At 39.2% G+C, this 25,904-nt stretch carries 22 protein-coding genes and 1 riboswitch; of the genes, 2 read left to right on the top strand and 20 right to left on the bottom strand.

Going from position 1 to position 25,904, the window contains the following annotated elements; genetic code table 11:
* Nucleotide 1: 1 nt before the first annotated feature.
* From AC3WOM_RS11270 to AC3WOM_RS11180, 19 genes are all read right to left on the bottom strand, one after another.
* A complete protein-coding gene (locus AC3WOM_RS11270) occupies nt 2-1,138 on the bottom strand; it encodes an acyl-CoA dehydrogenase (RefSeq protein WP_492446782.1) in 1,137 nt (378 codons plus the stop codon).
* A gap of 343 nt (nt 1,139-1,481) precedes the next feature.
* On the bottom strand, nt 1,482-2,618 hold the full coding sequence (locus tag AC3WOM_RS11265) for an acyl-CoA dehydrogenase (protein ID WP_492446781.1): 1,137 nt from the start codon (nt 2,616-2,618) through the stop codon (nt 1,482-1,484).
* 69 nt (nt 2,619-2,687) lie between these two features.
* Entirely contained in the window at nt 2,688-3,539 is an 852-nt protein-coding gene (locus tag AC3WOM_RS11260) for a 3-hydroxybutyryl-CoA dehydrogenase (RefSeq protein WP_427539835.1), read from the bottom strand.
* Entirely contained in the window at nt 3,539-4,744 is a 1,206-nt protein-coding gene (locus tag AC3WOM_RS11255) for an acetyl-CoA C-acetyltransferase (protein WP_492446779.1), read from the bottom strand. The genes AC3WOM_RS11260 and AC3WOM_RS11255 overlap by 1 nt, the downstream gene beginning before the upstream one ends.
* A gap of 198 nt (nt 4,745-4,942) precedes the next feature.
* Nucleotides 4,943-7,177, bottom strand: a complete 2,235-nt coding sequence (locus AC3WOM_RS11250) for a heterodisulfide reductase-related iron-sulfur binding cluster (protein WP_492446777.1) — start codon at nt 7,175-7,177, stop codon at nt 4,943-4,945.
* 230 nt (nt 7,178-7,407) lie between these two features.
* Entirely contained in the window at nt 7,408-7,971 is a 564-nt protein-coding gene (locus tag AC3WOM_RS11245) for a cob(I)yrinic acid a,c-diamide adenosyltransferase (RefSeq protein ID WP_492446776.1), read from the bottom strand.
* 15 nt (nt 7,972-7,986) lie between these two features.
* Nucleotides 7,987-9,444, bottom strand: coding sequence for an adenosylcobinamide amidohydrolase (locus AC3WOM_RS11240; protein WP_492446774.1), 1,458 nt, complete (start codon nt 9,442-9,444; stop codon nt 7,987-7,989).
* Entirely contained in the window at nt 9,441-10,442 is a 1,002-nt protein-coding gene (locus AC3WOM_RS11235; RefSeq protein WP_492446773.1) for a FecCD family ABC transporter permease, read from the bottom strand. Before AC3WOM_RS11235 ends, AC3WOM_RS11240 begins: the two co-directional genes overlap by 4 nt.
* Nucleotides 10,439-11,401 carry an ABC transporter substrate-binding protein gene (locus AC3WOM_RS11230; RefSeq protein WP_427539818.1) on the bottom strand — a complete coding sequence of 321 codons (963 nt, stop codon included), beginning with the start codon at nt 11,399-11,401 and terminating at the stop codon, nt 10,439-10,441. Before AC3WOM_RS11230 ends, AC3WOM_RS11235 begins: the two co-directional genes overlap by 4 nt.
* A gap of 184 nt (nt 11,402-11,585) precedes the next feature.
* A riboswitch (cobalamin riboswitch) is annotated at nt 11,586-11,770 on the bottom strand.
* 58 nt (nt 11,771-11,828) lie between these two features.
* Nucleotides 11,829-13,496: an acyl-CoA dehydrogenase family protein gene (locus tag AC3WOM_RS11225; protein WP_492446772.1), complete on the bottom strand. Its 1,668-nt coding sequence runs from the start codon at nt 13,494-13,496 to the stop codon at nt 11,829-11,831.
* Between the two features lie 2 nt (nt 13,497-13,498).
* The gene (locus tag AC3WOM_RS11220; RefSeq protein ID WP_492446769.1) at nt 13,499-15,001 is read right to left on the bottom strand and encodes a class I adenylate-forming enzyme family protein; all 1,503 of its coding nucleotides are present in this window, start codon (nt 14,999-15,001) and stop codon (nt 13,499-13,501) included.
* Nucleotides 14,994-15,383 (bottom strand): MerR family transcriptional regulator, encoded by a 390-nt coding sequence (locus tag AC3WOM_RS11215; RefSeq protein WP_492446767.1) that lies wholly within the window; start codon nt 15,381-15,383, stop codon nt 14,994-14,996. The genes AC3WOM_RS11220 and AC3WOM_RS11215 overlap by 8 nt, the downstream gene beginning before the upstream one ends.
* A 267-nt stretch (nt 15,384-15,650) precedes the next feature.
* A complete protein-coding gene (argS, locus tag AC3WOM_RS11210; protein WP_492446765.1) occupies nt 15,651-17,318 on the bottom strand; it encodes an arginine--tRNA ligase in 1,668 nt (555 codons plus the stop codon).
* Nucleotides 17,318-17,749: a YwiB family protein gene (locus AC3WOM_RS11205; protein WP_427539803.1), complete on the bottom strand. Its 432-nt coding sequence runs from the start codon at nt 17,747-17,749 to the stop codon at nt 17,318-17,320. Before AC3WOM_RS11205 ends, argS begins: the two co-directional genes overlap by 1 nt.
* Before the next feature lie 316 nt (nt 17,750-18,065).
* Nucleotides 18,066-18,365, bottom strand: coding sequence for a hypothetical protein (locus tag AC3WOM_RS11200; RefSeq protein ID WP_427548512.1), 300 nt, complete (start codon nt 18,363-18,365; stop codon nt 18,066-18,068).
* 211 nt (nt 18,366-18,576) lie between these two features.
* Nucleotides 18,577-19,059 (bottom strand): CcdC family protein, encoded by a 483-nt coding sequence (locus AC3WOM_RS11195; RefSeq protein WP_427548510.1) that lies wholly within the window; start codon nt 19,057-19,059, stop codon nt 18,577-18,579.
* Between the two features lie 110 nt (nt 19,060-19,169).
* Complete coding sequence (locus AC3WOM_RS11190; protein WP_427548508.1) at nt 19,170-19,937, bottom strand: CPBP family intramembrane glutamic endopeptidase; 768 nt, start codon at nt 19,935-19,937, stop codon at nt 19,170-19,172.
* A gap of 1 nt (nt 19,938) precedes the next feature.
* The gene (locus AC3WOM_RS11185; RefSeq protein ID WP_492446762.1) at nt 19,939-20,508 is read right to left on the bottom strand and encodes a TetR/AcrR family transcriptional regulator; all 570 of its coding nucleotides are present in this window, start codon (nt 20,506-20,508) and stop codon (nt 19,939-19,941) included.
* 286 nt (nt 20,509-20,794) lie between these two features.
* A complete protein-coding gene (locus AC3WOM_RS11180; RefSeq protein ID WP_427548504.1) occupies nt 20,795-21,214 on the bottom strand; it encodes a winged helix-turn-helix transcriptional regulator in 420 nt (139 codons plus the stop codon).
* Between the two features lie 165 nt (nt 21,215-21,379).
* On the opposite strand from AC3WOM_RS11180, the gene AC3WOM_RS11175 reads away from it, so the two are divergent.
* Nucleotides 21,380-22,096 (top strand): 3-ketoacyl-ACP reductase, encoded by a 717-nt coding sequence (locus AC3WOM_RS11175; protein WP_427548502.1) that lies wholly within the window; start codon nt 21,380-21,382, stop codon nt 22,094-22,096.
* 214 nt (nt 22,097-22,310) lie between these two features.
* Here the strand turns inward: AC3WOM_RS11175 and speB are convergent, their stop codons facing one another.
* Nucleotides 22,311-23,183: an agmatinase gene (gene speB / locus AC3WOM_RS11170; protein WP_492446760.1), complete on the bottom strand. Its 873-nt coding sequence runs from the start codon at nt 23,181-23,183 to the stop codon at nt 22,311-22,313.
* Nucleotides 23,184-23,635: 452 nt separating this feature from the next.
* On the opposite strand from speB, the gene AC3WOM_RS11165 reads away from it, so the two are divergent.
* Nucleotides 23,636-25,690: a transglycosylase domain-containing protein gene (locus tag AC3WOM_RS11165; protein ID WP_492446758.1), complete on the top strand. Its 2,055-nt coding sequence runs from the start codon at nt 23,636-23,638 to the stop codon at nt 25,688-25,690.
* Nucleotides 25,691-25,904: the final 214 nt, after the last annotated feature.

Below are 25,904 nucleotides of genomic sequence, written 5' to 3'. Positions count from 1 at the left end.
ATTATTTTGTTAGCATACGCGAGATAACAAGACGTTGAATCTCTTGCGTGCCTTCATAGATTTGTGTAATTTTAGCATCACGCATAAAGCGCTCAACTGGATAATCTTTCGTATAACCATAGCCGCCAAAAATTTGAACCGCCTCAGTCGTTACACTCATCGCCGTATCGCCAGCCATTAATTTCGCCATTGCAGATGCTTTACCATATGGTAGACTATTTGATTCTAACCAAGCCGCTTGGTATGTAAGCAGTCGAGATGCTTCAATTTGAGTAGCCATATCTGCTAATTTGAAAGACACACCTTGATTAGCTGTAATTGGTTTACCAAATTGCACACGCTCCTTTGCATACTCAACCGCTGCATCCAATGCTCCCTGTGCAATTCCTACAGCCTGAGCCGCAATACCGTTACGTCCACCATCAAGTGTTGTCATTGCCACTTTAAAGCCTTCTCCCTCAGCCCCAAGCAAATTTTCTTTTGGAACACGACAGTTATCAAAAATAATTTCAGTTGTAGGAGATGAACGAATCCCCAACTTTTTCTCCTTTTTCCCTACTGAGAAGCCTTCAAATCCAGCTTCAACGATAAAAGCGGATGTGCTATTCTTAGCTTCTGGATCTGTTACAGCAAATACAACATATGTATCTGCTACTCCACCATTTGTAATGAAAATTTTCGAACCGTTTAATATATAGTCATCACCATCACGTTTTGCATAGGTATTCATGCCACCAGCATCTGATCCTGACCCTGGCTCTGTTAGTCCGTATGCCCCAATATGTTTACCTTCTGCCATTGGACGAAGATATTTTTGTTTTTGTTCTTCATTACCAAATTTAAAAATTGGCCAACCTGCCAGTGACGTATGAGCTGATAACGTTACCCCTGTTGAAGCGCAGACACGTGATAATTCTTCTACAGCAATAACATACGCAAGATAATCAAAGCCTGCCCCACCATATTCCTCTGGCCATGGAATGCCTGTTAAACCAAGCTCCGCCATTTTGTCAAAAATTGCGCGATCAAACTCTTCGTTCTCGTCACGCTCCGCTGCTGTAGGTGCCACTTCATTAATAGCAAAATCACGAATCATTTCGCGTAATTGTTCATGCTCTTCTGTTAATTGAAAGTTCATTGTCCATTTCCCCTTTTTAGTTAGACTCCAATGCTAAACTATTTATTTCTAGGTGATTACGCTTCTTTGATGATTGCTCTTTTTACTTAGTGCATTCTATTTTCGATTTTGAATCTCGGTGCGACATGGATTTAATTTATTAGGCTGAGCGGTTTTCGGGTTCACCTGAGCAGTTTCCTTGGACACCCGAGCGATTCCATAACCCACCTGAGCAATTTCCTTAGCTACCCAAGCGATTCCATGGCTCACCTGAGCAGTTTCCCTGGCTACCCGAGCAGTTCTTCGCCCCACCTGAGGGATTTCCCACCTTATCTGAGCAATATCCACTATGCAACATAGGATTTTATTTCAGTAAATGCTTACTAATAACTAAACGTTGAATTTCACTTGTACCTTCATAAATTTCGGTTACCTTTGCATCGCGGAAATATCGTTCTACAGGGTAATCTTCAGTGTAGCCATAGCCGCCGAAAATTTGGACAGCCTCTATTGCGGTTTGGACAGCTGTGCGTGATGCAAATAGTTTCGCCATGGACGCTTCTGCTCCACACGGTAAACCTTTGGCACGTAAATCAGCAGCTTGATAGACTAATAATTTTGCTGATTCTACAGCAGTGGCCATATCCGCCAGCTTAAAGCCAACTCCTTGCTGTGCAACAATTGGTTTACCAAATTGAACGCGCTCTTTTGCATATGCGGTAGCTGCATCAAGAGCCGCTTCTGCAATCCCTAAAGCCTGTGCTGCAATTCCAATCCTTCCAACATCTAAATTAGCCATTGCAATTTTAAAGCCTTCTCCCTCTTTCCCAAGAAGGTTTTCGGCTGGTACACGGCAATTATCGAATGTGAGCTGAACTGTACGTGAGCCATGTAAGCCCATTTTATGTTCGTCTTTACCGATAATTAAGCCTGGTGTTCCCTTTTCAACTATAAACGCTGAAATGCCGCGTGTTTTTTCAGCAGGATTCGTCGATGCGAATACAATATACACATCAGCCTCTCCACCATTTGTAATAAATACTTTGGAGCCATTAATGACATATTCTTCGCCATCTCTCACTGCCTTTGATTGTAACGAGCCAGCATCCGAGCCAGCACTTGGTTCTGTTAAACAAAATGCTCCTAAATATTCACCTGTCGCAAGCTTTGGAACAAAGCGTTTCTTTTGCTCTTCATTGCCAAAATAAATAATTGGATTGGTGCCTACCGAAGTGTGAACGGATAATATAACGCCCATTACTGCACTCACCTTCGATAGTTCGTTAATAGCAATTATGTACGATGTAAAATCCATCGCAGCTCCGCCCAACTCTTCGGGCGTTGTGATCCCCATTAATCCAAGTTCACCCATTTGTGCAAGAAGCTCACGTGGAAACTCCCCTGCTTCCATACGCTCTACCCATGGTTCAATTTTTTCCTGTGCAAAATCGCGAACCATATCTCGCATCATTATTTGTTCATCCGTAAACTGTAAATGCATCTATATTGTCACCCCTCTAAGTTGTCCCGCAGCATTACATTTTCTTGAAATTGTCCCATCCCCATAGGATTATTCATAAACGTAAAAGCCTCTTCCTGATTTCTTCCCTAGCCAGCCCGCTGCCACATATTTACGAAGCAATGGACAAGGTCTGTACTTACTATCACCTAAGCCCTCATGTAAAATCTCCATAATGTAGAGACATGTATCAAGACCAATAAAGTCCGCCAGCGTTAATGGACCCATCGGATGATTCATACCAAGCTTCATAACATCATCGATTGCTTCCTTCGTTGCTACACCTTCATACAATGCATAAATCGCTTCGTTAATCATAGGAAGTAAAATACGATTTGAAATAAAGCCTGGGAAATCATTTACTTCCACTGGTGTTTTGGATACTTTTACTGTCATGTCTTCCACTGCTTTATATACTTCATCACTCGTTGCTAATCCTCGAATGATTTCCACTAGCTTCATAACAGGTACAGGATTCATAAAATGCATCCCGATTACTTGCTCTGGTCGATTAGTAACAGCTGCGATTTCTGTAATAGGAAGTGAAGATGTATTCGTAGCTAAAATGGCATGTGCTGGTGCAATTTGATCAATTTGCTTAAAAATAGATTGCTTCACTTCCATATTTTCTACAGCAGCCTCGATGATAATATCTACATCACTAGCATCTTGTAAATCTAGTGACATCACGATACGACCTAATATAGCAGCTTTCTCTTCTTCTGTTTTACGACCTTTTTCTACATCGCGTGATAAATTTTTCGTAATAACTCCTAGACCACGTTCGAAAAACTCTTGCTTCATATCATTCAATTTGACCTCATAGCCTGCCTGTGCACAAACTTGTGCAATGCCAGAGCCCATTTGCCCTGCACCAATGACCATTACCTTTTGGATACCCATCATTCATGTCCCCCTGTTTTCGGTACTTCAATCATAATCGCATCTCCTTGCCCACCACCTGAACAAATCGCTGCAATTCCGATACCACCGCCACGGCGCTTTAATTCCTGCGCAAGCGTTAAAATAATACGTGCTCCAGATGCACCAATTGGATGACCTAGCGCTACTGCTCCGCCATTCACATTGACCTTTTCAGCATCTAAATCAGCTAGTTGCGTGCTGGCTAACGCTACTGCCGCAAAGGCTTCATTGATTTCGATTAAGTCAATGTCTGTTAATGATTTCCCTGTCTTTTTCAGTAATTTGTTAATCACCAGACCAGGTGTTTGTGGGAAGTTCTCTGGCTCGATGGCAAGCTCTTCATGACCGATGATTATTGCTAGCGGCTCCCTGCCTTCACGTACTGCACGTTCCTCGCTCATAACTACTAGTGCACATGCACCATCATTTACCCCAGGTGCATTACCCGCTGTAATTGTTCCATCCTTATCAAAGGCTGGTCTAAGCTTTGCAAGTACCTCCAAGGATGTACCCGCTCTTGGTGCCTCATCTGTATCAACCAGAAGTGGCTCTCCCTTGCGTTGTGGGATTTCCACAGGCACGATTTCTTCAGCAAAATAACCTTTATCGATTGCTGACAGTGCGCGCTCATGACTGCGAACAGACCAAGCATCCTGCTCCTCGCGGCTTAATGAAAACTCTTTGGCTGTTGAATTACCGTAGCTTCCCATATGGGGTCTTGCCTTATCAAAAGCACATGTTAAGCCATCATATAGCATTCCATCCACCATTGTTGAATCACCCATACGTAACCCTGTTCGACCATTTTGTAGATAGTACGGTGCATTGGACATTGATTCCATACCACCAGCGATAATTACTTCTTCGTCCCCTAAACGAATAAGCTGATCCGCTAGTGTGACAGCACGCATCCCTGAAGCACAAACTTTGTTAATCGTTTCTGTTTTTACAGCTTTCGGTAAGTCTGCTTTAATCGCAGCCTGTCTAGAAGGAATTTGGCCCTGTCCCCCTTGTAAAACGGAGCCTAAAATCACTTCATTCACAGCATCTGGTGAAATATTCGACCTCTCTAATGCACCCCTTATAGCGATAGCACCTAAATCACTTGCACTTAAAGTTGAAAGTGAACCCCCAAACTTCCCAAATGCCGTTCTTGCTCCTGCTAAAATAACAGCTCTATTCAAGTAAAACACCCCTTTTGTTTTACGTACTCCGTGATTTATCAGAGCACCGTTGTTGACTGAACGCTCGCTCGGTTTTTCCCTATGAAAAATGGGAGTTCTAAGCTTCACTCCCATTTCCATTTAATCTTATTCTACAAAACAATTTTTTATTGTGCAATTTATATTTTTCAGATAACTAAAATATTTCTACAATAGCCATCATTTCTCTGCGTTAATTTCTACATTCTTGTCTTCTTCGACATTGTCTACAGAAGTCACTACCTCCTCAAGCATCTCATCTGCAGCTTCTTCAGCAGGATTTTCAACTACTTTCCCTTTTTCACCAAACACAGATCGCTCCAATAGTTCCGCAACGTCGAATGTTCCAATTGTATCCTCAACTTCTTTTGCCTTTGTACCATCCTCTAGCATTGTTAAGCAGTATGGACAGCCCGATGAAATAACAGATGCATTCGTTGCTAAAGCCTGCTCTGTACGTGCAACATTAATACGGTTACCAACATGTTCTTCCATCCACATTAAGCCACCACCCGCACCACAGCACATAGCCGTTTCGCGATTACGCTCCATTTCTACAAGTTTCACACCTGGAATACCTCGTAGTATCTCACGCGGTGCATCATAAACATCGTTATAACGACCTAAGTAACAAGAATCATGGAAGACAATTGTTTCATGAACTTCATAATTCAATGCAAGTCGATTTTCCTCAATTAGCTGATTCAATAGCTCTGTGTGATGATATACTTCACCCTTCCAGCCAAAGTCTTGATATTCATTTTTAAAGATATTGTAAGCATGAGGATCGATTGTCACAATTTTTTTCACATCGTTTTTCTCAAACTCATCAATATTCGCTGTCGCAAGCTCTTGGAATAAAAATTCATTTCCTAAACGACGAGGTGTATCTCCTGAATTTTTCTCTTTATTTCCTAAAATTGCAAATTTCACACCAGCCTCATTTAATAGACGACAGAAGGCTAAGGCAATTTTTTGTGAACGATTATCAAATGCACCCATTGAGCCTACCCATAATAAATATTCCATTTCCTCGCCAGATTTTTTCAGCTCTTTGACTGTTGGAATATTGATTGTTGGATCAAGGTCACGCCAATTTTCTTTTTCTTTACGGTTTAAGCCCCAGGGATTTCCTTGACGCTCGATATTTGTCATCGCTCGTTGTGCATCTGGATTTACTTTCCCTTCCGTCATTGTTAAATAACGACGAAGGTCAATAATTTTATCGACATGTTCATTCATAACTGGACATTGATCCTCACAGTTACGACAAGTCGTACATGCCCAAATTTCTTCTTCAGTAATCACTTCACCAATTAAAGATGGACTGTATATATCTTCAATTACGGCACCCTCGGCTCCAGCTGCCATTGCTAACTGATTCCCCTTTGTATTAGCAAAGAATTGATAAGGTACCCACGGCTTTTGCTTTGTCACCACTGCACCTGTAAATGTTAAATGGTCGCGAAGCTTCACAATTAAATCCATCGGTGATAGCATTTTACCTGTTCCTGTTGCAGGACACATATTTGTACAGCGCCCACATTCTACACAGGAATATAAATCTAGCATTTGCTTTTGCGTAAAGTCCTGAATTCGTCCAACCCCAATAGATGGCATCTCATCTTCACTTTCAGCATTTTCTCCAGCTTCCTCTAATGCTTCAAAGTCGATTGGTGTTAGCGTTCCTACACGATCTAGACGATTCATATAAACATTAAGTGGACTAACAATTAAGTGGAAGTGCTTGGATTGCGGTACATACACTAGGAATGTTAATAAAATTAATAAGTGTGCCCACCACATCACATAGAATATAGCTGCTGCTGCAGTTGCTGGTAGGAAACTAAAAATAGCAGCAATACTAGAAGCAACTGGTTCTGTATATGTTAAATCCTCACCATGCCAAATTAACCCCATACCATTAGCGATTAATGTTGATACCATTAAGCCACCAATGAATATTAATACAAGACCGTTTTTCCAGCCCCGTTTTAGACGTACTAGCTTTTCTACATAGCGGCGATAAAACGCCCAGACAACTGCTACTAAAATCATTAAGACCACAAGCTCTTGGAAGAACGTAAAGACACCATAGAAAATACCCAGCGGCAAATGTGATTCAGGTACTAATCCCTTCCAAATTAAATCAATGGCACCTAGCTGCACCATTAAAAATCCATAGAAGAACATCACGTGAATTAATCCACTCTTTGGATCTTTCAGAAGTTTATTTTGGCCAAATACATTGACCATAATATAACGAATTCGTTCTTTTACACTTTCATCAAACTCAACCTTTTTCCCCAATTGCACAAACTTATAGCGTGTTTTTAACAGATAGAAGAATAATCCTACTGCATAAAGCACAACCACGACTGTTAAAACAATGTTTGCAATTAATAATGGACTCATGGTTGGTCCCCCCTTTAGTTTGTCGTAATTTTCTCTCTTTGTGGTAAATTTGCTAGCTCATACGTAAATGTACATCATTATATTCCTATTCTAATAAATGAGTGAGCATTCAGTCAACATAAAACGGAAATATTTCTGATAATTTTATATTCTTACATTTTCCAAGAAAAAAAGCCACCCTGAATTTTATCAAAGTAGCCATTTCTCAATTTCTTTACAATAATTTTACCTTAATTTTTAAAAACATTACCGCTTCGAATATATTCAATATCAGAAACCTTCAGTCTAAAGTTCACAACTCGTGCAGCGGCAAATAAATAATCAGATAATCGATTTAAATACTTTTGAACAATTGTCGGTACATCCTCAATTTCCTTCATGAGGGTTACCATTTGGCGTTCTGCTCGACGTGCAACTGTACGGGCAATGTGTAAAGTTGCAGCGGCTGGAGCACCTCCTGGTAAAATAAAACGCTGTAAAGGCGGTGCTTCATCTGATAAAGCATCTATTCGTGATTCTAACACTTCAATCGGCTGCTCAGTAAGCTTATAATGACGCTCCTTCATAACATTTGCAAGGTCCCCTCCTGCATCAAAAAGCTCATGCTGGATCGCTTCTAAGTCAATAAGAACATCCTTAAAAAGCTCACGATCCAATTCACTCATTGCCTTACCAATAAATGAATTTAATTCATCAATAGCCCCGTAAGTTTCCACTCGTAAGCTATCCTTGTCAACGCGTCCACCAATAAGACTTGTTTTGCCTGTATCCCCTGTTTTCGTGTAAAGCTTCATCTCTCTCATCTCCTATCATCCATTTTTATAATTTTTAATGGCTTGCACAGTTGTCGCAAAAACACCTTTACCAATGATTTTTCCTACCTCTGTAATGGGCCCGCCATACAGCATTTCTTTCCCTTTTTGTGTAGCAGCAATCAGCAAACTATCTGTAGCAGTTCCTGTAGCAATAGTTCCACTAAGTTCATCGCGAATATCTTCTGACTGTAATGCCTTAGTTTTTGCCTCATTTGCAGTCATCATTGCTTGGAAAAAAGCTTCCTCTGATAGACTTCCATTGATAATAACCCATGTATTTATAGTACCAATATATGGTTCGATCTGTCGTTCATGTGCACGAGAAACATCCACAGCATTGCCCACACCAGCAGTAACCGCAACGAGCACACTGCCAAAGGATGCTGTATATTCATTAATTGCTACTAGCCTTGTTGGAACAGCTGTTAACATGACAACCGTACTCGTAGAAGAAAATTCCTCCCTTTGTAAAAATGCTGCAACCTCTCGCTTGACATCACTTATGACATAATCCCCTGGAATTGAGCGATTTAAGAGGCAATCATACCAGCCAATTCCTGGATTATGGACAGCAGAGGAAACTGTTTTTAAAGGAAAATCAGATTTTAACTGAATATAATATTCAGTAACCATAAAATTTTCTCTGTTAATATGTGCACGTTGCAGATGCTCACCCGATTCAGGCATCATCGTTATTTGTGGCTTTGGAATTTCAGGATGTGCATAGGTCGCTACCCTTGCCTGATAGACATCTTCAATTTGGGAAGCCATCAATACTTCATGGGGTACCCCAAAAGCACGCATCTGCCCCGATTCCATTAATAATAATTCATCACAATAAAGTGAAGCTAAGTTCATATCATGTAACACCATAATAACGGTTAATCCGCATTCTACTGCTTCTTTCCGCACCATATCTAAAATTTGCCGCTGATGTGCAATATCTAAATGATTGGTTGGTTCATCCAGCAATAATATTTCTGCTGTCTGCGCTAAAGCTTGAGCTACAAAAACTCGTTGCTGCTCACCACCGGATAAAAATTCCATGGGTGTGTGTTCGTAGCGTGTCACACCTGTTTGGGCCATTGCGTGTTGGACTGCTTGTTCATCATAATCTGACCAGCTGGAAAAGAAGCCTGATTGATGTGGATAGCGTCCAAGTGATACAGCCTCCCGTACACTGTTTGAGAAGGTATTCGCATGTAATTGTGGAAGAACAGCCATTTTTTTTGCCAGGGCACGAGCGTTGTATGAATTAATATTTTTGCCATCCACTTTTATAGTACCTGCCGTTGCTGGTAATATGCCGCTAATCACTTTTAACAGTGTGGATTTTCCGCTACCATTTGGACCTAATATTCCTAATATCTTCCCCTTTTCCACTGAAAAACTAATATCTTTGACGATCGGTACGTCATCATAGCCACCTGATAGATGTTCAACGACAATCATGCCCGTACCCCCTTGCTTCTTCGCTGCTTATAAAAAATATAGGAAAAAACAGGTGCCCCAATAAATGCAGTAATAACACCAATCGGTAGCTCCCTTGGCATAATAATTGTTCGTGCGATTAAGTCACAAATAATAAGCAATGTAGCGCCATTTAAAAATGATAATGGTAATAAATGACGATGGTCTGAGCCCCAAATCATCCTTGTCATATGTGGTACAACTAATCCAACGAAACCAATCGTTCCTGAAACAGCTACTGCTGCTCCTGTCAGCATGGATCCACCTACTAAAATTAAATACTTACTCCGCTTCACATTAACACCTAAGTGCTTTGCACGTTCTTCCCCATATAGCAGTACATTTAATTCCCTTCTTTGTGTCCAAAGCATTAATGAACCTACTATTACAAATGGGATAATCATTTGCACGAAAGGCCAGCCGCGCATGGATACTGAACCAAGCAGCCACCCTATCACTTGCCGCAGCTCCTCACCAGATAAGGCAATCATTAGAGAAATAAGTGAGCCTAAAAATGAGCTAAAGATGACCCCAGTTAAAATCAGCGTTTCCATTTTCAATGAACGATCTACTATTCTTGCAAAGCTCATGACTGCTACCATCGTTAACACTGCTCCAAGCATACTGAAGGTTGGCAATGCATAGAGTCCAACTACTGGAATTGATATGCCAAAAAATATTGTCATTACGGCTCCAACTGATGCACCTGAAGAAACACCTAATGTATAAGGGTCTGCTAAAGGGTTTTTTAACAAGCCCTGAAAAGCAGCTCCTGCAATGGCAAGTGACGCACCCACAAGCCCTGCTAGGAAAACTCGTGGCAGGCGTATTTTCCAAAAAATATTGGCAGCCGTTTCATCAGCTGCTTTATTCCACAATACCTCTAGCGGAATATGAACAGAGCCTATTGCTACGCCGCACCAGATGCTGATGATAAGAAGCGTTATGGCGGTTACATAGGCTGCAACTATTTTACTCACTCAAATGCCTCGGGGTAGATAGCTTTCGCTAATTCTTCAAGTCCCTCTCCTAAACGAGGTCCTTGACGACTTGTTGTACTCTCATCTACCTGAACAATGGCTTTATTTTTCACAGCATTAATTGTGTCAAAGCCAGCACGCTGTGGTAGCTTTGTTAAAATATCAGGTACATAATGATATGTCACCACGATGACATCTGGATTTTTTGCAATAATTTGTTCGGAACTGATTTCATACCAGCCTGCTGTATCTGCTGCAACATTTTCGGCATGAATCATATTTAATATTTCATTCATAAATGTATCTTTACCAGCTGTAAATATTTGTGGCTCATCAGATGCTTCTACAAAGACTTTCTTTGGCTTTACATCCTCGAGTTTTGCTAGAACCTCTTCTACTTTTGCCTTCATATCTTTAATAATTTTTTCGGCCTCAGGTAATTTCCCAGTTGCACGACCTAGTTGTTCAATTGTTGTATATGTCTCATTAAAGTCCTTCGCATCTTTTACAACAAAAACCTTTAAACCGGCAGATTCAAGCTGTTCAATGGCCCCTGCCGAAAGTGTCATACTCGATTCATGAGCAAACACAATATCTGGATTTAAGGCAATAATTTGCTCATTATTATATTCCATGCCGCCAACTTTTTGCTTTTCAGCTGCCTCTGCAGGATAATCATCATTATCGGTAACACCAATTATTTCATTGTTTAAGCCAAGAGCAAATAAAATCTCTGTGTTACTTGGAATAAGAGAGACTATTTTCTCAGGGGGTGCTTCCAGCGTAATATCCTTGCCAACAGCATCCGTTATCGTCATTGGGAATGTTGCTTTGTCTACCTGTGATGTTTCTTGCTGCTCAGAAGATGCGGGCTTTTCATTTTTTGCCCCTTCCCCACAGGCCACAAGTAAGCCAATTGCCAAAAATGCGGCCAATCCTAATTTCCAAAATTTCTTCATGTGAATCCTCCTAGTTTATCGGTGCCTATATTGTAACAACTTATTTTGCTGATGGATCGGTAATCGACAAACTTTGTAAGTTTATCGCCCACTTTTTCTAATCAAAACAAATACCCCTCATTCAAAGTGAGGGGTAATAGTGCACAAAAATACGCAAAATCCACCACCCTATCCTCGTAGGTTGAAAAGTGTTTCTATAAAGGCAGGTCTCCTGGCTTGTGCTACATACGTTTTTTCAAGCCTTCCCGAAAAACTTTCAGTGGCGTACATTGAAAAAACTAGCACATACAGTGGCGGGACCGCATCGGAATATCACCGATTTCCCTTTTCACTTTACATAAGTAAAGAACCTTTATAATATTCAGTTGATTTTATTATACATGAAAACAAAAGAAGTCGCCTACCAATCTAGACGACTTCCCCTTTATTAAATGATATCTGTAAAATACTGGACTGTTTTCATCGGTGCCCCTAGTTCTCTTAATGCCCATGTATGCTCTAAATAAATATCTGCCAGCTTTTCATATTTCCCCCCGAATCTGTGTGCCCATTCAACTGCTACAACACTTTCATACATATGCGCCATTTTTTCTGCTACCGCTTTTGCCTCAAATGTTTTCGTTGCTTCATCCAAAGAGCTAAATGTATGCAATGTCGATTTCAAATGCACTAATTGTTCCATTACTAATTGGACTAGAGGGCTGTCAGCTAACTTAGCTAAGCGCTCCTCCATAACACGTACAAACAACTCATGGGCTTGGAATTTATCTACTAAACGAATCAGCTCCAATGCCAGTATATTGGCAGTTCCTTCCCACACCGTAAGCACCTGTGCATCTCTTAGTAAGCGAGGTGTTACAAAGTCTTCAATATAGCCATTTCCACCATGTAATTCAATCACTTCACTCGCATATTTCACCGCTTGCTCGGCTGTTTCCTTTTTCATAATGGCAATATTTAAACGATTCATGATCATATCCTCATGATTGCCCTGACCACTTGTCACTTTATCATATAGCTGAATAAGATCAAAAACTGTTGTTACTTCTACATGAAGCTTTGCCGCTAATTTTCCTAGTGTATCCTGAATCATTGGGTATTGCGTTAAAGGCTTACCAAAGGCATAACGATTTGTCACATAATGCTTTGCCTCTAAAAAGCCGCGTCGCATAATACCTATAGAAGCTACAGCATTGCAAATTCTTGATAGATTAAGTGCCTCTAGCATATAATAAATCCCTTTATTGGGCTCACCTACAATATAGCCAAGTGCACCCTCAAATTCTACTTCACCAGAGGGTACTGCCTTCACACCGAGCTTATCCTTTAAACGGCGAATACGAAGATTATTCACAGTACCATCCTCCGCTCGCCAAGGAACTGCAAATAATGTTAGCCCTTTAGAGCCGGTAGAAGCCCCCTCGAGTCGAGCCAATACCATCGCTACACCGCACATTCCTACATTGGATGCAAAATATTTTTCACCATATAAACGGAACTGCTCACCTTCCTGTCTTGCCTCTACAACATTTGCCCCAACATCCGAGCCACCTTGTCGTTCTGTTAAAAAGGTTGCCCCCTCATAGAGCTCAGTATCCCCAGTTGCGCAAACATGTGGTAAAAAGCGTTCCTTCACCTCATCATTCGCATAATGATCAAGTAAATAAGCTGTTGCCATTGTTAATGTAACAGGACAATAAAAGCCTGGCTCAGCATGGGATAGTAAATATCCTTGTGCAAAGCTATATACATAGTTACCCCTTCTTCCTAGCTGTGGAATATTCTTGTGCACAAAGCCTACAATCCCGGTATTGTACGTCTCTTCAATCGTTTTTTTATAGCCATCATTGACCCAAATCTCTGATACCTCTTCACCATAGGAATTATAACGTTGTAATCGAGGCTCGCCCTCTCTATCCGTATGCTTCGCTCTTCTATCAATATCTCCAGCACAAAGCTCTCCAAAATCTGTTAGCTCTCGCGTTGCGTATTCCGCAAACTCTTTATCGAGCATCATTTCTAAAATACGATGGAGAGTATCATTGTCTTTAAAAAAATTCGTTGTCTTCACTTCTTCCTGATGTAGTACCTTCATAATTATCTCACCTCTTGTCCCTTCAAGGATTGCTTTAATATTTTGCCTGATGCATTCCGCGGAAGCGCTTCCACTTGCTCGAAAATCCGTGGAATTTTAAATTTAGCAAGATGCTGTTCTAAATAATGTTGAAGAGCTTTGTCATCAATTTCCGTTTTGGCAGCATAAACAGCCTTTACCGTTTCACCCCACTGTGGATGTGGTACACCGATAACAGCTACCTCAAAAATCCCTTCAAAGCTTACAATACAATCTTCAATTTCCTTTGGATAAATATTGACACCACCAGAAATGATCACATCCTTCTTGCGATCAACAATCCATATATACCCATCTTCATCCACACGAGCTAAATCACCTGTTTTTAACCAACCATTTATAAATACAGCCTTCGTCGCAATATCGTCCTTATAGTAGCCTAGCATATTGCCCTCTCCAAATAGCACAATTTCACCTACCTCACCAGCACGTACATCCTCTCCATCATCGTTAATAATACGTAGCTCCGTTCCAAGAGGTGCACGCTGACCAATACTTCCTGCCTTTGTCTTATGTTCCTCACCAAACAATAATGAGCCACTTGGACCAGCCTCCGTTAATCCATAAACACATGTAAAATGATCTGTGCAGAAAGCTTTTTGTATAAAACCGATTTCATTCTGTGATAATGGTGCGCCACCATATACCCACCACTTCATGGAGGATAAATCAGCGGTTTGCAATCTCGGCATTTGAGCAGTTAACAAATAGGCAACTGGTGCGCCAAAGAAATGAGTTGTCTTCTCCTGCTCAATCGAATCCAAAAACAAATCAGGTGTAAATGTTGGGGTTAATACATGTGTTGAACCGACAAGAATTCCTGCCATTAAAAATAAATGTAAGGGAGCTGAATGCGTTAACGGCATCATCAGAAGAATACGGCTTTCAGGCTTTACCTCCATCTCGACTGCAATCATTTGTGCTACAGTTAAAATATTACGATAGCTAAATAACACGCCTTTTGGTTTTCCAGTTGTCCCTGAAGTATATAAAATCGTTGAAGCGTCATCCTCTTTGAGCTGACAATCAATTATTTGAGAGGTCGCACTTTGAATTATTGTCTCAAAGCTTAACCAACCAGCCTTCTCTTGACCCGTTTTAATTTTCAATGAAATAACCGATATATTTTCGACCACTTTAAAAATAGCTTCATGTACAAGAAATGCTGTAGCCTCTGCATGCTGTGCCACATACTCTACCTCTTGTAAGGTAAATTTCGCATTGACCGGTACAACAATTGCCCCAATGCGTTGAATCGCAAAATAGCCAACAACAAACTCTACAACATTTGGCATAAAAATGATGACCTTATCTCCTTGCTGCACACCCCTTTCAAGCAAAGCATGACTAAGCCTCGTCACCTGCTCATCTAAATCGCGATAGGTCACACGTCGGTCATGACAAATCACTGCTTCAGTTGATGGATACTTTCGGGCATTCCGTGCTAATAAATTTGAACTATTCATCGTGCATCTCTCCCTTTAAAATCGCTAATTTTTCACTAAACATGTCATGCAATTGCTGTAACTCCATCTTCATTTGTGCAAGCTCTGTTATTTTACTATCAATCTCTTGAATTTTTTGTTCCCCATATTCGACCGTTCGCTCTAATTGTTGAATTCCTGTGCGATCAAAATCAAATAGCAGAACCATCTCCTTAATCTCCTCAAGTGAAAATCCATAACGCTTTCCTCGAAAAATAAGCTTAAGCTTGGCTAACTCTTTTTTTGAAAAGGTTCGCTGATTAGTAGATGAACGACTAGGATGAAGAAGCCCAAGCTCCTCATAATAGCGTATGGTTCGTGTAGAGACATTAAACTCCTTCGCCACTTCTTGAATCGTCTTCATCTTCTCCCCCCTCACAATTTCCACCAGTATATCATTGACGTTAACGTAAACTTCAACGAAATTTTCGAAATTAACAGAAAAAACAATGCTCAAAGCAGTTGAATAAAACTATTTCTAAGTTCTATCCACCAGTTTGCCGCTTCTATCCTCCAGTTTCTATTTTCTATCCATCACTTTGACCCTTCCATCCATCATTTCACATTTCCTATCCACCCAAGCCACAAAAATACCCCCAGCACAATTTCGTGCTAGGGGCTAAAAACTTGATTACATTTTTTCTGGAGCTGATACACCGATTAAGCGTAATGCATTTGCAATTGTTGTACGCACAGCAGTAATAAGGGCTAAACGCGCTTCTGTTAGCTCTTTATTCGAAGCATCTAACACTTTTTCAGCGTTATAGAAGCTGTGGAATGTAGCTGCTGTTTCTTGAATATAGTTTGCGATACGATGTGGTGTACGATGCTTCGCAGCTTCAGCTACCACTTGCGGGAAATCGCCTACTTTTTTCAATAAATCAATCTCTTTTTCAGCTGTTAACAGCGTTAAATTATCTGTTGTTGCAGCGAAGCCCTGCTCATTGGCTGAACGTAAAATCGATGAAATACGTGCATGCGCGTATTGTGCATAGTACACTGGGTTTTCATTTGATTGAGAAACAGCAAGGTCAAGGTCAAAGTCCATATGAGAATCGCCTGCAGTTTTTACGAAGAAATAACGGACTGCATCTAAGCCAACCTCTTCAACTAGTTCACGCATTGTCACAGCGTTCCCTGTACGTTTTGACATTTTAAATTTCTCGCCATTTTTATAAAGCTGAACCATCTGGATAACTTCAACCTCAAGTGTATCACGGTCATAGCCAAGTGCTTGAATCGCTGCTTTCATACGCGGAATATAGCCGTGGTGGTCAGCACCCCAAATATTGATCAATTTATCGAAGCCACGAACAATTTTGTCCTCATGGTAGGCGATATCTGGCGTTAAATATGTGAACGAACCATCATTTTTAATTAATACACGGTTTTTATCGTCTCCAAATGTTGTAGAGCTGAACCATGTAGCGCCATCTTCTTCAAATACATGACCATTAGCCTTTAATTTATCTAACGCTACTTCAATCTTACCGTTTTCATATAGTGAAGTTTCAGAATACCAAACATCAAAGTTTACACGGAAGTTGGCAAGGTCTTTTTTTAATTTATCTAATTCTAACGCTAAACCATGCTGGCGGAAGAAGGCAAATCTTTCTTCATCCGTTTTGGATAAAATAGTATCACCATACTCACCAGCTAGTTTACCAGCAATATCAATAATATCTGCACCATGGTAGCCATCCTCAGGCATCTCAGCATCTAGACCTAAAGCTTGCTTATAACGGGCTTCTAGTGAATAGGCTAAATTATTAATTTGGTTACCTGCATCATTAATATAATACTCACGAGATACGTAATAGCCAGCCATATCTAACACATTACATAATGAGTCTCCTACAGAAGCTCCACGTGCATGCCCTAAGTGAAGATCACCCGTTGGATTTGCAGATACAAACTCAACTTGGATCTTTTCTCCAGCACCAGCATTTGAACGACCATAATCAGCCCCCTGCGAAAGCACTGCCTTCACAACATCTGTTAAGAAATCCTTACGCACTGTGATATTAATAAAGCCAGGACCAGCAATATCAATTTTCTCAATATCTGTCCCTGAAGTTTCAAGATTTTCTAAAATGGCTTCAGCAATCCCACGAGGAGGTTTTTTTGCTAATTTTGTTAATTGCATTGCAATATTTGTTGCATAATCCCCATTTGTCTTATCCTTTGGTGTTTCAAGGTGAATATTTAATTCTGTGCCAGCATCGACTAAGCCAGCTTTTTCAACAGCTTGCGCAATTGCCGTCTTAATGGCCTGTTGTACTTGTTCTACTGCGTTCATCATTGTACCTCCGTAAATGTAATATCTAATGTATAGTTGCCAACGGATTGCCCACCCATTAGTAAATCATACTGTACATGGAAATCTCCGTTAATTACCTGTTTTGAAAACATCATTTTTTTCGTATGGATGACAAGTGGCATTGAACCAAATTCACTATCATAATGGCCCTTCTGTTGTTCCATTATGTTAAGTGGAAGTCGCATATTTACTGCTCCTGATCGCATAATAAGCGCCTGCTCATTGCCTAGTTTCATTGTAGTGCGGATAATTTTATCCTCTAGCACTTCTTCATATTTTAAATACAAGCTTCCTGTCTTCTCCAGTAGCTGTCCTGTCAGCCACATTTCCTGACTTTCGGATTCTCCATCAATCGGACGAATCGTCGAAATGAGCTTAATGTTCACCTGCGATTTTGCCTCATTCGCCATTATGGATGCTCCCCTATATTGTTTTTCCTATAACCTTTTTATTATAGGATGAATCCTCATGTTTTTTCAAGATAGAAGTCAAGTGTATCCAAGCAATATTCCCATCTCCATAAATTACCTATATATTACAATTCAATTCATGCTGCAAAACATAAGGTAGTTCATCTTAAAATGAGAAACTAAAAAAAGCATCTGCTCAAATTAATGAGTAAACGCTTTTGATGTTATTCGTAATAAAAATCTAAGGTGTCCTCCCCTTTTGTTAAAGCTGTTTTCTAAAATATTGTTGCTGTTAAAACATAAAAACAGAGTTAATCTACAAAATGTGTAGAATCAACTCTGTTTTTATGTTTGGTATTTCGTAAATCGAATAAAGACCCCGATATTTCAATAACTGCAATCTTATAACATCTTGTTTATGATTGAATTTTATTTTGATTTTATATTCATCCTCTTTATGGTTTCCATTATTAACAGTACCAACTAAAAATGAAATAACGCTCTTGTTAATTTTTGGTACCACGTCTCCAATATTCCCTGTAATTAACCCATCTCTACCTTCAAACTTAATGTCAATATTATGTAAATCCCCATGCGATAGTTCTAGATCTTTCAATTCGATTTCAACCCAATTTACTTTTTTTCACCATACAATTCAGGAATGTAAATATATTTTACATTCCAATGTTCTCCCTCTCCATAGAAGATAACCTCATCTGTTATATCAGTTTGTTTGGTTGATGAACAAGCTGTCAAACTAAGTATAAGAAAAATACCAAACAACACTCTTAGTTTCATTTTGGAGGGTATTAGAGATATACGAAGTTCTACAAACTGACTGTATTTTTTAGTTTAAGAACCTTTTTATATTTTATATAGCAAGCTATTCTCCAGGGAATTAAATAACAAATAACAAGTAAGAAAATTAGCATATTGAGTGTACCTGGTTCGATAGTAGAAATATGTTGTCGAAAATAATAACGTAAAGCAATCATAATGGCGAAAGTAATTATAAAAGCAGGACTTTTCTTAGCATAAATTAAACCATCATTTCGTATTTCATAATCTGACCATAAAATAAGAGGAATAGAAAAACCCACTCCTAAAAAAATTGCTAAAGATAAATGAAGGTATGTGACGTGCCCAGAAGCGTTTAGAAAAAATGATAATCCAGGTGTTAAAAATAGAAGAGGAAGAATTATTCGGCCTCCTTTCCCTTTGGTTGGTTTGTACATAGAACGGATTCTACGAATTAAAATGAACAATCCAATAATTATAAACATAGATGTAGCTGGTATTGCAGTTTGCATAAAAGCCTCCCTGAATCATTATTGCATAAATTTAAACAAAAACCCTATTTTTCCTTATACAACTAACTGCCCCGTTCGTATAGCAACAATCTTTTCGAAAACAGCCTTTGTTAAACACCAATCTCAGGATTTCCATTGTTTAATTTCATAGATTCTGTTGTTTCTCTCTTAGAAAATAATGCTCGCCAGAAATAAATTGCTAGACCAATTAACAATAAGCAATGAAAGACATAAATAGAAACAGAAAGAACATTCGGCTCACTATCGGTCAAGAATGCAAAAAGATCATGCGTAGCGTGCCAGATAATCGGGAAAATAATACTTTTTGTCTTTGCAACAATTTCTGCACAAACTAACCCAAAGAGGAATGCAAAAATAATTTGTAGCAATGTCATTAAAAAATCCTGTCCGGAAGCTAAATTTACAAGATGTCCAATGCCAAATAAAATTGAGGAACCTAGAATAGCCGTTTTAAGCCCTTTCTCTGATAAATATTTGAAAATCAGGCCTCGGAAAATAAGCTCTTCACAAAAACCAACTGCAATAACAAATAGAAACAAAATAAATACATATTGCGCAGAAAAACCATCATTATCTGTAAGACCATTTAAGAATGCAACCAGCTCAAAAGCAACGATAACAGCTATCCATGCCTCTGCTTTAAACTTTCTAAATCCGAAATCTCGGAAAGGGAATTTACTTTTTTTCATGATCCAAAGAGTAACTAGAACACCACCTGCAAAGGCAATAAATTGAATCAAACATATAGAACTTAAGTTACTTATATTTTTTACAGATATAATTACACCAGCTATGGTAGGAAAAACAAGTGCAAGCAAAGTAAACTGTATGGATAAAAGAATAGGTGAATTTTTCATTTCATTTATTCTCTCCATCGAACAATTTTTGTTTAACACCTTCATAAACGTCTTTTAAAATACTTTCAATTTCCGAGCTATTTAAATCGCAGGTATTCGTTGCACACATTGTCGCAATACCATGCGTTGTTAACCAGATATCTATAAATAAAGATTTTGCAGAGGTTTGTGTTAATCCTGTTAATTTGGAAATCAGTGCTATTATTCCTTGGTTTTCTAGGTTATTTACCAAATCCGAAAAGCTTGAGATCTTATATTTATTGGATAGGAATAACAGCTCAAATAACTTTTTTTCTTCGCGAGCAAAGTTAATATAAGCTAACCCCATTCCTAAAAAAGAACTTTCTTGCAAACCCTGAGCCATTCTTTCATTATAAAGATTTCCAGCCCTTTCATAGATTGCATACTTTAAATCGTCCATACTCGAGAATAATCGAAATATAGGCTTTGTCGAACAGCCTAACTCTTTTGCTAAATCCCTTGCATTTACACTATCAATGCCACTCTTTCTAACCATTTCAAAAGCACAATCCATTAAAATTTCCTCTGTAAATCGCTCTTTTGGTGCCAAAAATATTTTCCTCCCCCGATAGGTAACATTAGTTACCTATAATATAACAGTATTTTCCTATCAATGTCAATACGGCATTCAAAAAAATTCCAAAGTAATGAACAAGCTCACTTTGCAAATTGCTATTGCGACTAATTTGTTAGCCAACTTTTAAAAGCAAGTGGGGCTAAAAGTAAGCTATTACACCTCCCTACTTTTAGCCCCACATTATAAAATAAATTGTTTTACAATCCTAAAATCATTTCCCTTAGCTATTTGTTACATTTTCGACTGATATTTCACTTTCTCAGCATCGGCTATTTAAATCATCGAAAATGACTTTGTTATTATTTTTCTCATTGCTTTCTTGTTTAATTTGATCAATTCTCTTTTTTCCCCATTCATACATCATCTCAACGATCGGTAATAACGCCATCCCTAGTTCAGTCATGGAATATTCGACTTTTGGAGGAACTTCTGGAAATACTTCTCGATGAACAATTTCATCTTCCATCAGTTCACGTAATTGGTTTGTTAATATTTTATGAGATATTTTCGGAAAAAGTCTTTGAAGCTCACTGAAGCGATGAGGTCCTTCTACACCTAAATGCCACAAAATAACAACTTTCCATTTACCACTAATAATTGATAAGGTAAGTTCTTTTTCACAATGGTAATCGTTATTTAATATTCTCTCTTTTATCTCTTCTCTTAATTTATCTGACATAGAGCTAACTCCCTTTTCATATAAGTAACTTTTAGTAACCTCCGCACCAAAAAGTGCACTCTTCCCTATATATAAAACCGTAGTAAAATAAGGATAGTCTTAAAGACAAATCTTAATCTATTTTTTTGTCTAAATAAAATTATTTCAACCGAAGGAGCGATAAACATGCAAACAATCATAGGAAAAGTGGCGTTAATTACAGGAGCTGGACGTGGAATCGGACGTGCAACAGCAGTAGCTTTTGCACAAGAAGGTATTCACGTAGGTCTTGTTGGACGTACTCTTGAAAATTTACAACAAGTAGCGGAGGAACTTAAACAGTATGATGTGAAGGTAGCAATCGCCGCGGCCAATGTAGCGGATTTGGACTCTATCACCGCAGCCGTTGAATCTATTCGCGGAGAGCTTGGCGCCATCGACATTTTAATAAACAACGCCGGTATTTCAAAATTCGGTAACTTCATGGACCTAACACCTGAAGAATGGACAAATATTATCGATGTTAACGTAAAAGGTGTATACTACACAACACGCGCTGTATTACCAGAAATGTTAGAGCGCAATACAGGCGACATCATTAATATCTCATCAACAGCAGGTCAAAAAGGTGCTCCGATTACAAGCGCATACTCGGCTTCAAAAGCTGCGGTTATCGGACTAAGTGAATCATTAATGCTTGAAGTGCGTAAGAAAAACATTCGTGTTACAACATTAACGCCAAGTACAGTTGCTACGGATATGGCGGTTGAGCTTAACTTAACAGACGGTAATCCAGAAAAAGTGATGCAAGCAGAAGATTTAGCAGATTTAATGGTTGCACAGCTAAAACTTCATCCACGTGTTGTATTAAAACATGCTGGACTTTGGTCGACGAACCCTTAATAGAACTTTACAAAATATCGAAACGCTGTCCAATGTATAGGATAGCGTCTTCCTTTTTGAATAATAAAGTATCTATCAGATGAACTTGCAAAAGCTTGAAAAGAGCATTTCCGAGCTTCCTCCCCTCCTAAGATAGAATAAAGCGAAAAAGTGGGGCTAGCTCATAGCTAACCCCCACTCAAACCGCTTCATATCAGCATTTACAAAGACCTGCTTATTTTACCCAGCCTAAAATCATTTCTCTTAATAATTTACTTGCTGTGTTTGCCGTCATTTCTGATGAATCGTAGATAGGTGCCACTTCCACAAGGTCAAAGCCAACTACATTCACACCACTTGCTGCAATTGCATGAATTGATGCTAGTAATTCTTTTGATGTAATACCTCCGCAATCTACAGTGCCAGTGCCTGGTGCATGTGCTGGATCTAGAACATCAATATCAATCGTTACGTAAACATTACGTTTTTCTAAAGAAGGTAATACCCCTTTTAATGGCTCTAGCACTTCAAATTTTGAAATATGCATACCATTTTCTTTTGCCCATTCAAACTCTTCCTTCATGCCAGAACGAATACCAAATGAATAGACATTTTTTGGACCAATATGCTCAGCAATTTTACGAATTGGTGTTGAGTGAGAAAGTGGCTCTCCCTCATACTCTACACGTAAATCTGTGTGCGCATCGAAATGGATAATAGCTAGGTCATCATATTTTGCAGAAATAGCCTTCATTACTGGCCAGGACACTAAATGTTCCCCACCCATGCCGACTGGTATCTTACCGTCTGCTAACAACTTTTCAATAAACTTTTCAATTTCGTCTAATGAGCGCTGTGCATTGCCAAATGGAAGCGGAATATCACCTGCATCAAAATATTTTACCTCATCTAGCTCACGATCTAAATATGGGCTGTATTCCTCTAGACCAATTGATACTTCACGAATACGCTGTGGACCAAAACGTGATCCTGGACGATAACTAACTGTCCAATCCATCGGCATCCCATAAATGACTGCCTGCGCATCCTCATAGGTAGGATGACTTTTTATAAAAACATTTCCTGAATAAGCCTCATCAAATCTCATTTACTTGCCCTCCACTATTATTAGATATTATCTTTATTCATTCATTTTTATCTTCATTCAGAAACTTTTTATGGGTATCCAAACACCAACGGAATGAAGATAAGCCTCTAGGATCAACATCGTGTTAGATCTAAACACAATTCAAAATCCGAAACTTTGTTTATCTGCGTGACACTACAATTACATCAAGGCGAAATTGATTTGTCATTGCTCTTAAAGGGCTTACAGGATTGTAATGAAACCTCTATCCCGCAATCCTCGTATACATTATTGGAACATCTAGCAAAATTCGATTAAAATCTACAAGATGTCGAATGCTAGCATTTCAAACAGTACAAAAAAAGTATAGATGTTTTTGAATAAAGTGCAATAGTTTTTACCTAGAATTTCGATTAAAGATAAATGATCAGACACATACTATGGCTAAGTGTGAGAAAACGAGGTGAAGTCGGATGAAGAGAAAAAGCTATCAACGTAAACAAAAACGTGCGAAGCGTACACGTAAAACATTGACCCTTTTTATCGCCTTTACATCTGCAATTGTAGTAGCATTCGTAGCTCTACGCGTTTATGTGCAAGTGGCTGGAGCTCCCCCTTTAACCGTACCAAAGGCCTCTATTTTCTTAGATGAAAATGAGAACCAAATTGGGGATCACTTTACCAATGAACGACGTTACTGGGTTAGTCTTGATGAAATGTCACCGTACTTAAAAAAAGCAGTTGTTTCTGTTGAGGATAAAGATTTTTATGAGCATAGCGGTTTTGATTTTTCACGTATCGCTGGTGCTGTGTTAATCGATCTTAAAGCTGGGAGTAAGGTTCAAGGAGCAAGTACAATTACACAACAATATGCTCGAAATCTATATCTTTCACATGAAAAGTCTTGGACACGAAAATTAAATGAGGCACTGTATGCTTATAGATTAGAAGTTTTTTATGATAAGGATGAAATATTAGAGGGCTACTTAAATACTGTCTATTACGGACATGGTATGTATGGTGTAGAAGCAGCAAGTCGATTTTATTTTGGTAAATCTGCAAGTGATTTAACATTAGCAGAGGCAGCAATGTTAACAGGCGTACCGAAAGGACCAAGTATCTATTCTCCTATTGCTAATATAGAAAAAGCTACAAATCGCCAGCATGTTATTTTAAAACTAATGGCTGATCAAGGCGCTATTACACAAGATGAAAAAACACGTGCAGAAAGTGAACAGCTTGTTCTAAAAAATGATAGCTGGGTAGCAACAAAATCTGTCGCACCATATTTTCTTGATGTAGCATGGCAAGAGGCTAGTGAAATTCTGAAATCAAAAAATCTCGATATTAGCGAAGGTGGCTGGACGATTCAAACAACTTTGGACCCTGGACATCAAAAGGCCGCAGAGGAAGCTGTAGCTAAAAATCTGCCAGCAAATGATCTGCAAGCCTCATTTGTCAGCATGGAGTCTAAAACTGGAGCTGTTACGGCACTTGTTGGAGGTCGTGACTATGCGACAAGCTCATTTAACAGGGTTACACAGGCAAAACGTCAGCCAGGCTCAACTATTAAACCTATTTTATATGCAGCTGCTTTAGAGAATGGCTATAACCCATTAACGTTTTTGGATGTTGGTGAGACGACCTTCACTTATGATAATGGACGAGCAACCTATGCTCCAAAAAATGTAAATGGTGAGTTTGCAACACATGATATGACTATGGCCCAGGCTATCGCAATCTCTGATAATATTTATGCTGTGAAAACATTAGAGGAAATAGGGTTTAAAACATTTCACGATATGGCTGGCCGCTTCAACGTTAACATCGGTGCAAAGGACAATTTATCGATTGCACTCGGAACAGTTGAAACAACTTTATATGAGATGACAAATGCCTATAATGTTCTGGCATCACAGGGGCAAAAAACTTTACCAACTACTATTATTTCAATTAAAAATGCTCATGGTGACATCATCTATGAAAATAAAGAGGTAAGTGCTAAAGCTGAAACAGTACTCTCAAAGGAAAATACGTATATTTTAACAGAAATGATGACAGGTATTTTTGATCCTGTATTTAGTGACTACTCTCCTGCTACTGGGATAAGTATTCGCTCTCGTATGACACATACGTATGCTGCAAAATCAGGCTCTACAAATAGCGATCAATGGCTCATTGGATTTACCCCTAGCTTAACTGCTGGTGTGTGGAATGGCTACGATCAGGGCAAAAATTTAACGGCAAAAGAAGATACTGCTGCTACAAAGAAAATATGGATTGATTTTATGGAGACTGTTAATAAAGGTACAAAGAACGAAGATTTCGTAAAACCTAAAAACGTTAAAGGTGTTGTAGTTGATATTGAGACTGGCAAGCTTGCAACTGATGCATGTCCTAAACAGCGTCTTGTATATTTGGATGCAAAGGATGTGCCAACTGAAAAATGCACAAATTTTGATATTCTCGATACTGACACATGGGGAGAATTCTGGAATATGCTCCCGTTCTCTATTTTTAAAAATTAGCGGAGCATCGGGAACCTTCCATGTCCCTAGACGTTCTAATTCAATGAAGGCTCTCGACAAAGAAATATAGACATATACGAAAAAGAAAAGCTTTCTCTTCCCCGGAGACGTGTCCGTGGGAACAGAAAGCTTTTCTTATTTATGGTTCGCGAAATGGATGAGCATCATGGGGCATTTGGCTTGGGTTTGGGTTGTTCAAATGCCACATAGCGCT

It is taken from the genome of Lysinibacillus sp. FW301-JW8, assembly GCF_058788755.1.
The sequence above is the reverse complement of the archived record's forward strand: the minus strand, read 5'-3'. Positions and strand labels throughout refer to the sequence as shown.

Coding starts and splice junctions, on each gene's coding strand:
- AC3WOM_RS11250 (WP_492446777.1), bottom strand. CDS start 7,177: ATGAGTCCATTATTAATTGCAAACATTGTTTTAACAGTCGTGGTTGTG.
- speB (WP_492446760.1), bottom strand. CDS start 23,183: ATGAGATTTGATGAGGCTTATTCAGGAAATGTTTTTATAAAAAGTCAT.
- AC3WOM_RS11245 (WP_492446776.1), bottom strand. CDS start 7,971: ATGAAGCTTTACACGAAAACAGGGGATACAGGCAAAACAAGTCTTATT.
- AC3WOM_RS11260 (WP_427539835.1), bottom strand. CDS start 3,539: ATGGGTATCCAAAAGGTAATGGTCATTGGTGCAGGGCAAATGGGCTCT.
- AC3WOM_RS11190 (WP_427548508.1), bottom strand. CDS start 19,937: ATGAAAAATTCACCTATTCTTTTATCCATACAGTTTACTTTGCTTGCA.
- AC3WOM_RS11225 (WP_492446772.1), bottom strand. CDS start 13,496: ATGAAGGTACTACATCAGGAAGAAGTGAAGACAACGAATTTTTTTAAA.
- AC3WOM_RS11220 (WP_492446769.1), bottom strand. CDS start 15,001: ATGAATAGTTCAAATTTATTAGCACGGAATGCCCGAAAGTATCCATCA.
- AC3WOM_RS11180 (WP_427548504.1), bottom strand. CDS start 21,214: ATGTCAGATAAATTAAGAGAAGAGATAAAAGAGAGAATATTAAATAAC.
- AC3WOM_RS11165 (WP_492446758.1), top strand. CDS start 23,636: ATGAAGAGAAAAAGCTATCAACGTAAACAAAAACGTGCGAAGCGTACA.
- AC3WOM_RS11270 (WP_492446782.1), bottom strand. CDS start 1,138: ATGAACTTTCAATTAACAGAAGAGCATGAACAATTACGCGAAATGATT.
- AC3WOM_RS11265 (WP_492446781.1), bottom strand. CDS start 2,618: ATGCATTTACAGTTTACGGATGAACAAATAATGATGCGAGATATGGTT.
- AC3WOM_RS11175 (WP_427548502.1), top strand. CDS start 21,380: ATGCAAACAATCATAGGAAAAGTGGCGTTAATTACAGGAGCTGGACGT.
- argS (WP_492446765.1), bottom strand. CDS start 17,318: ATGAACGCAGTAGAACAAGTACAACAGGCCATTAAGACGGCAATTGCG.
- AC3WOM_RS11240 (WP_492446774.1), bottom strand. CDS start 9,444: ATGATTGTCGTTGAACATCTATCAGGTGGCTATGATGACGTACCGATC.
- AC3WOM_RS11230 (WP_427539818.1), bottom strand. CDS start 11,401: ATGAAGAAATTTTGGAAATTAGGATTGGCCGCATTTTTGGCAATTGGC.
- AC3WOM_RS11215 (WP_492446767.1), bottom strand. CDS start 15,383: ATGAAGACGATTCAAGAAGTGGCGAAGGAGTTTAATGTCTCTACACGA.
- AC3WOM_RS11195 (WP_427548510.1), bottom strand. CDS start 19,059: ATGCAAACTGCAATACCAGCTACATCTATGTTTATAATTATTGGATTG.
- AC3WOM_RS11205 (WP_427539803.1), bottom strand. CDS start 17,749: ATGGCGAATGAGGCAAAATCGCAGGTGAACATTAAGCTCATTTCGACG.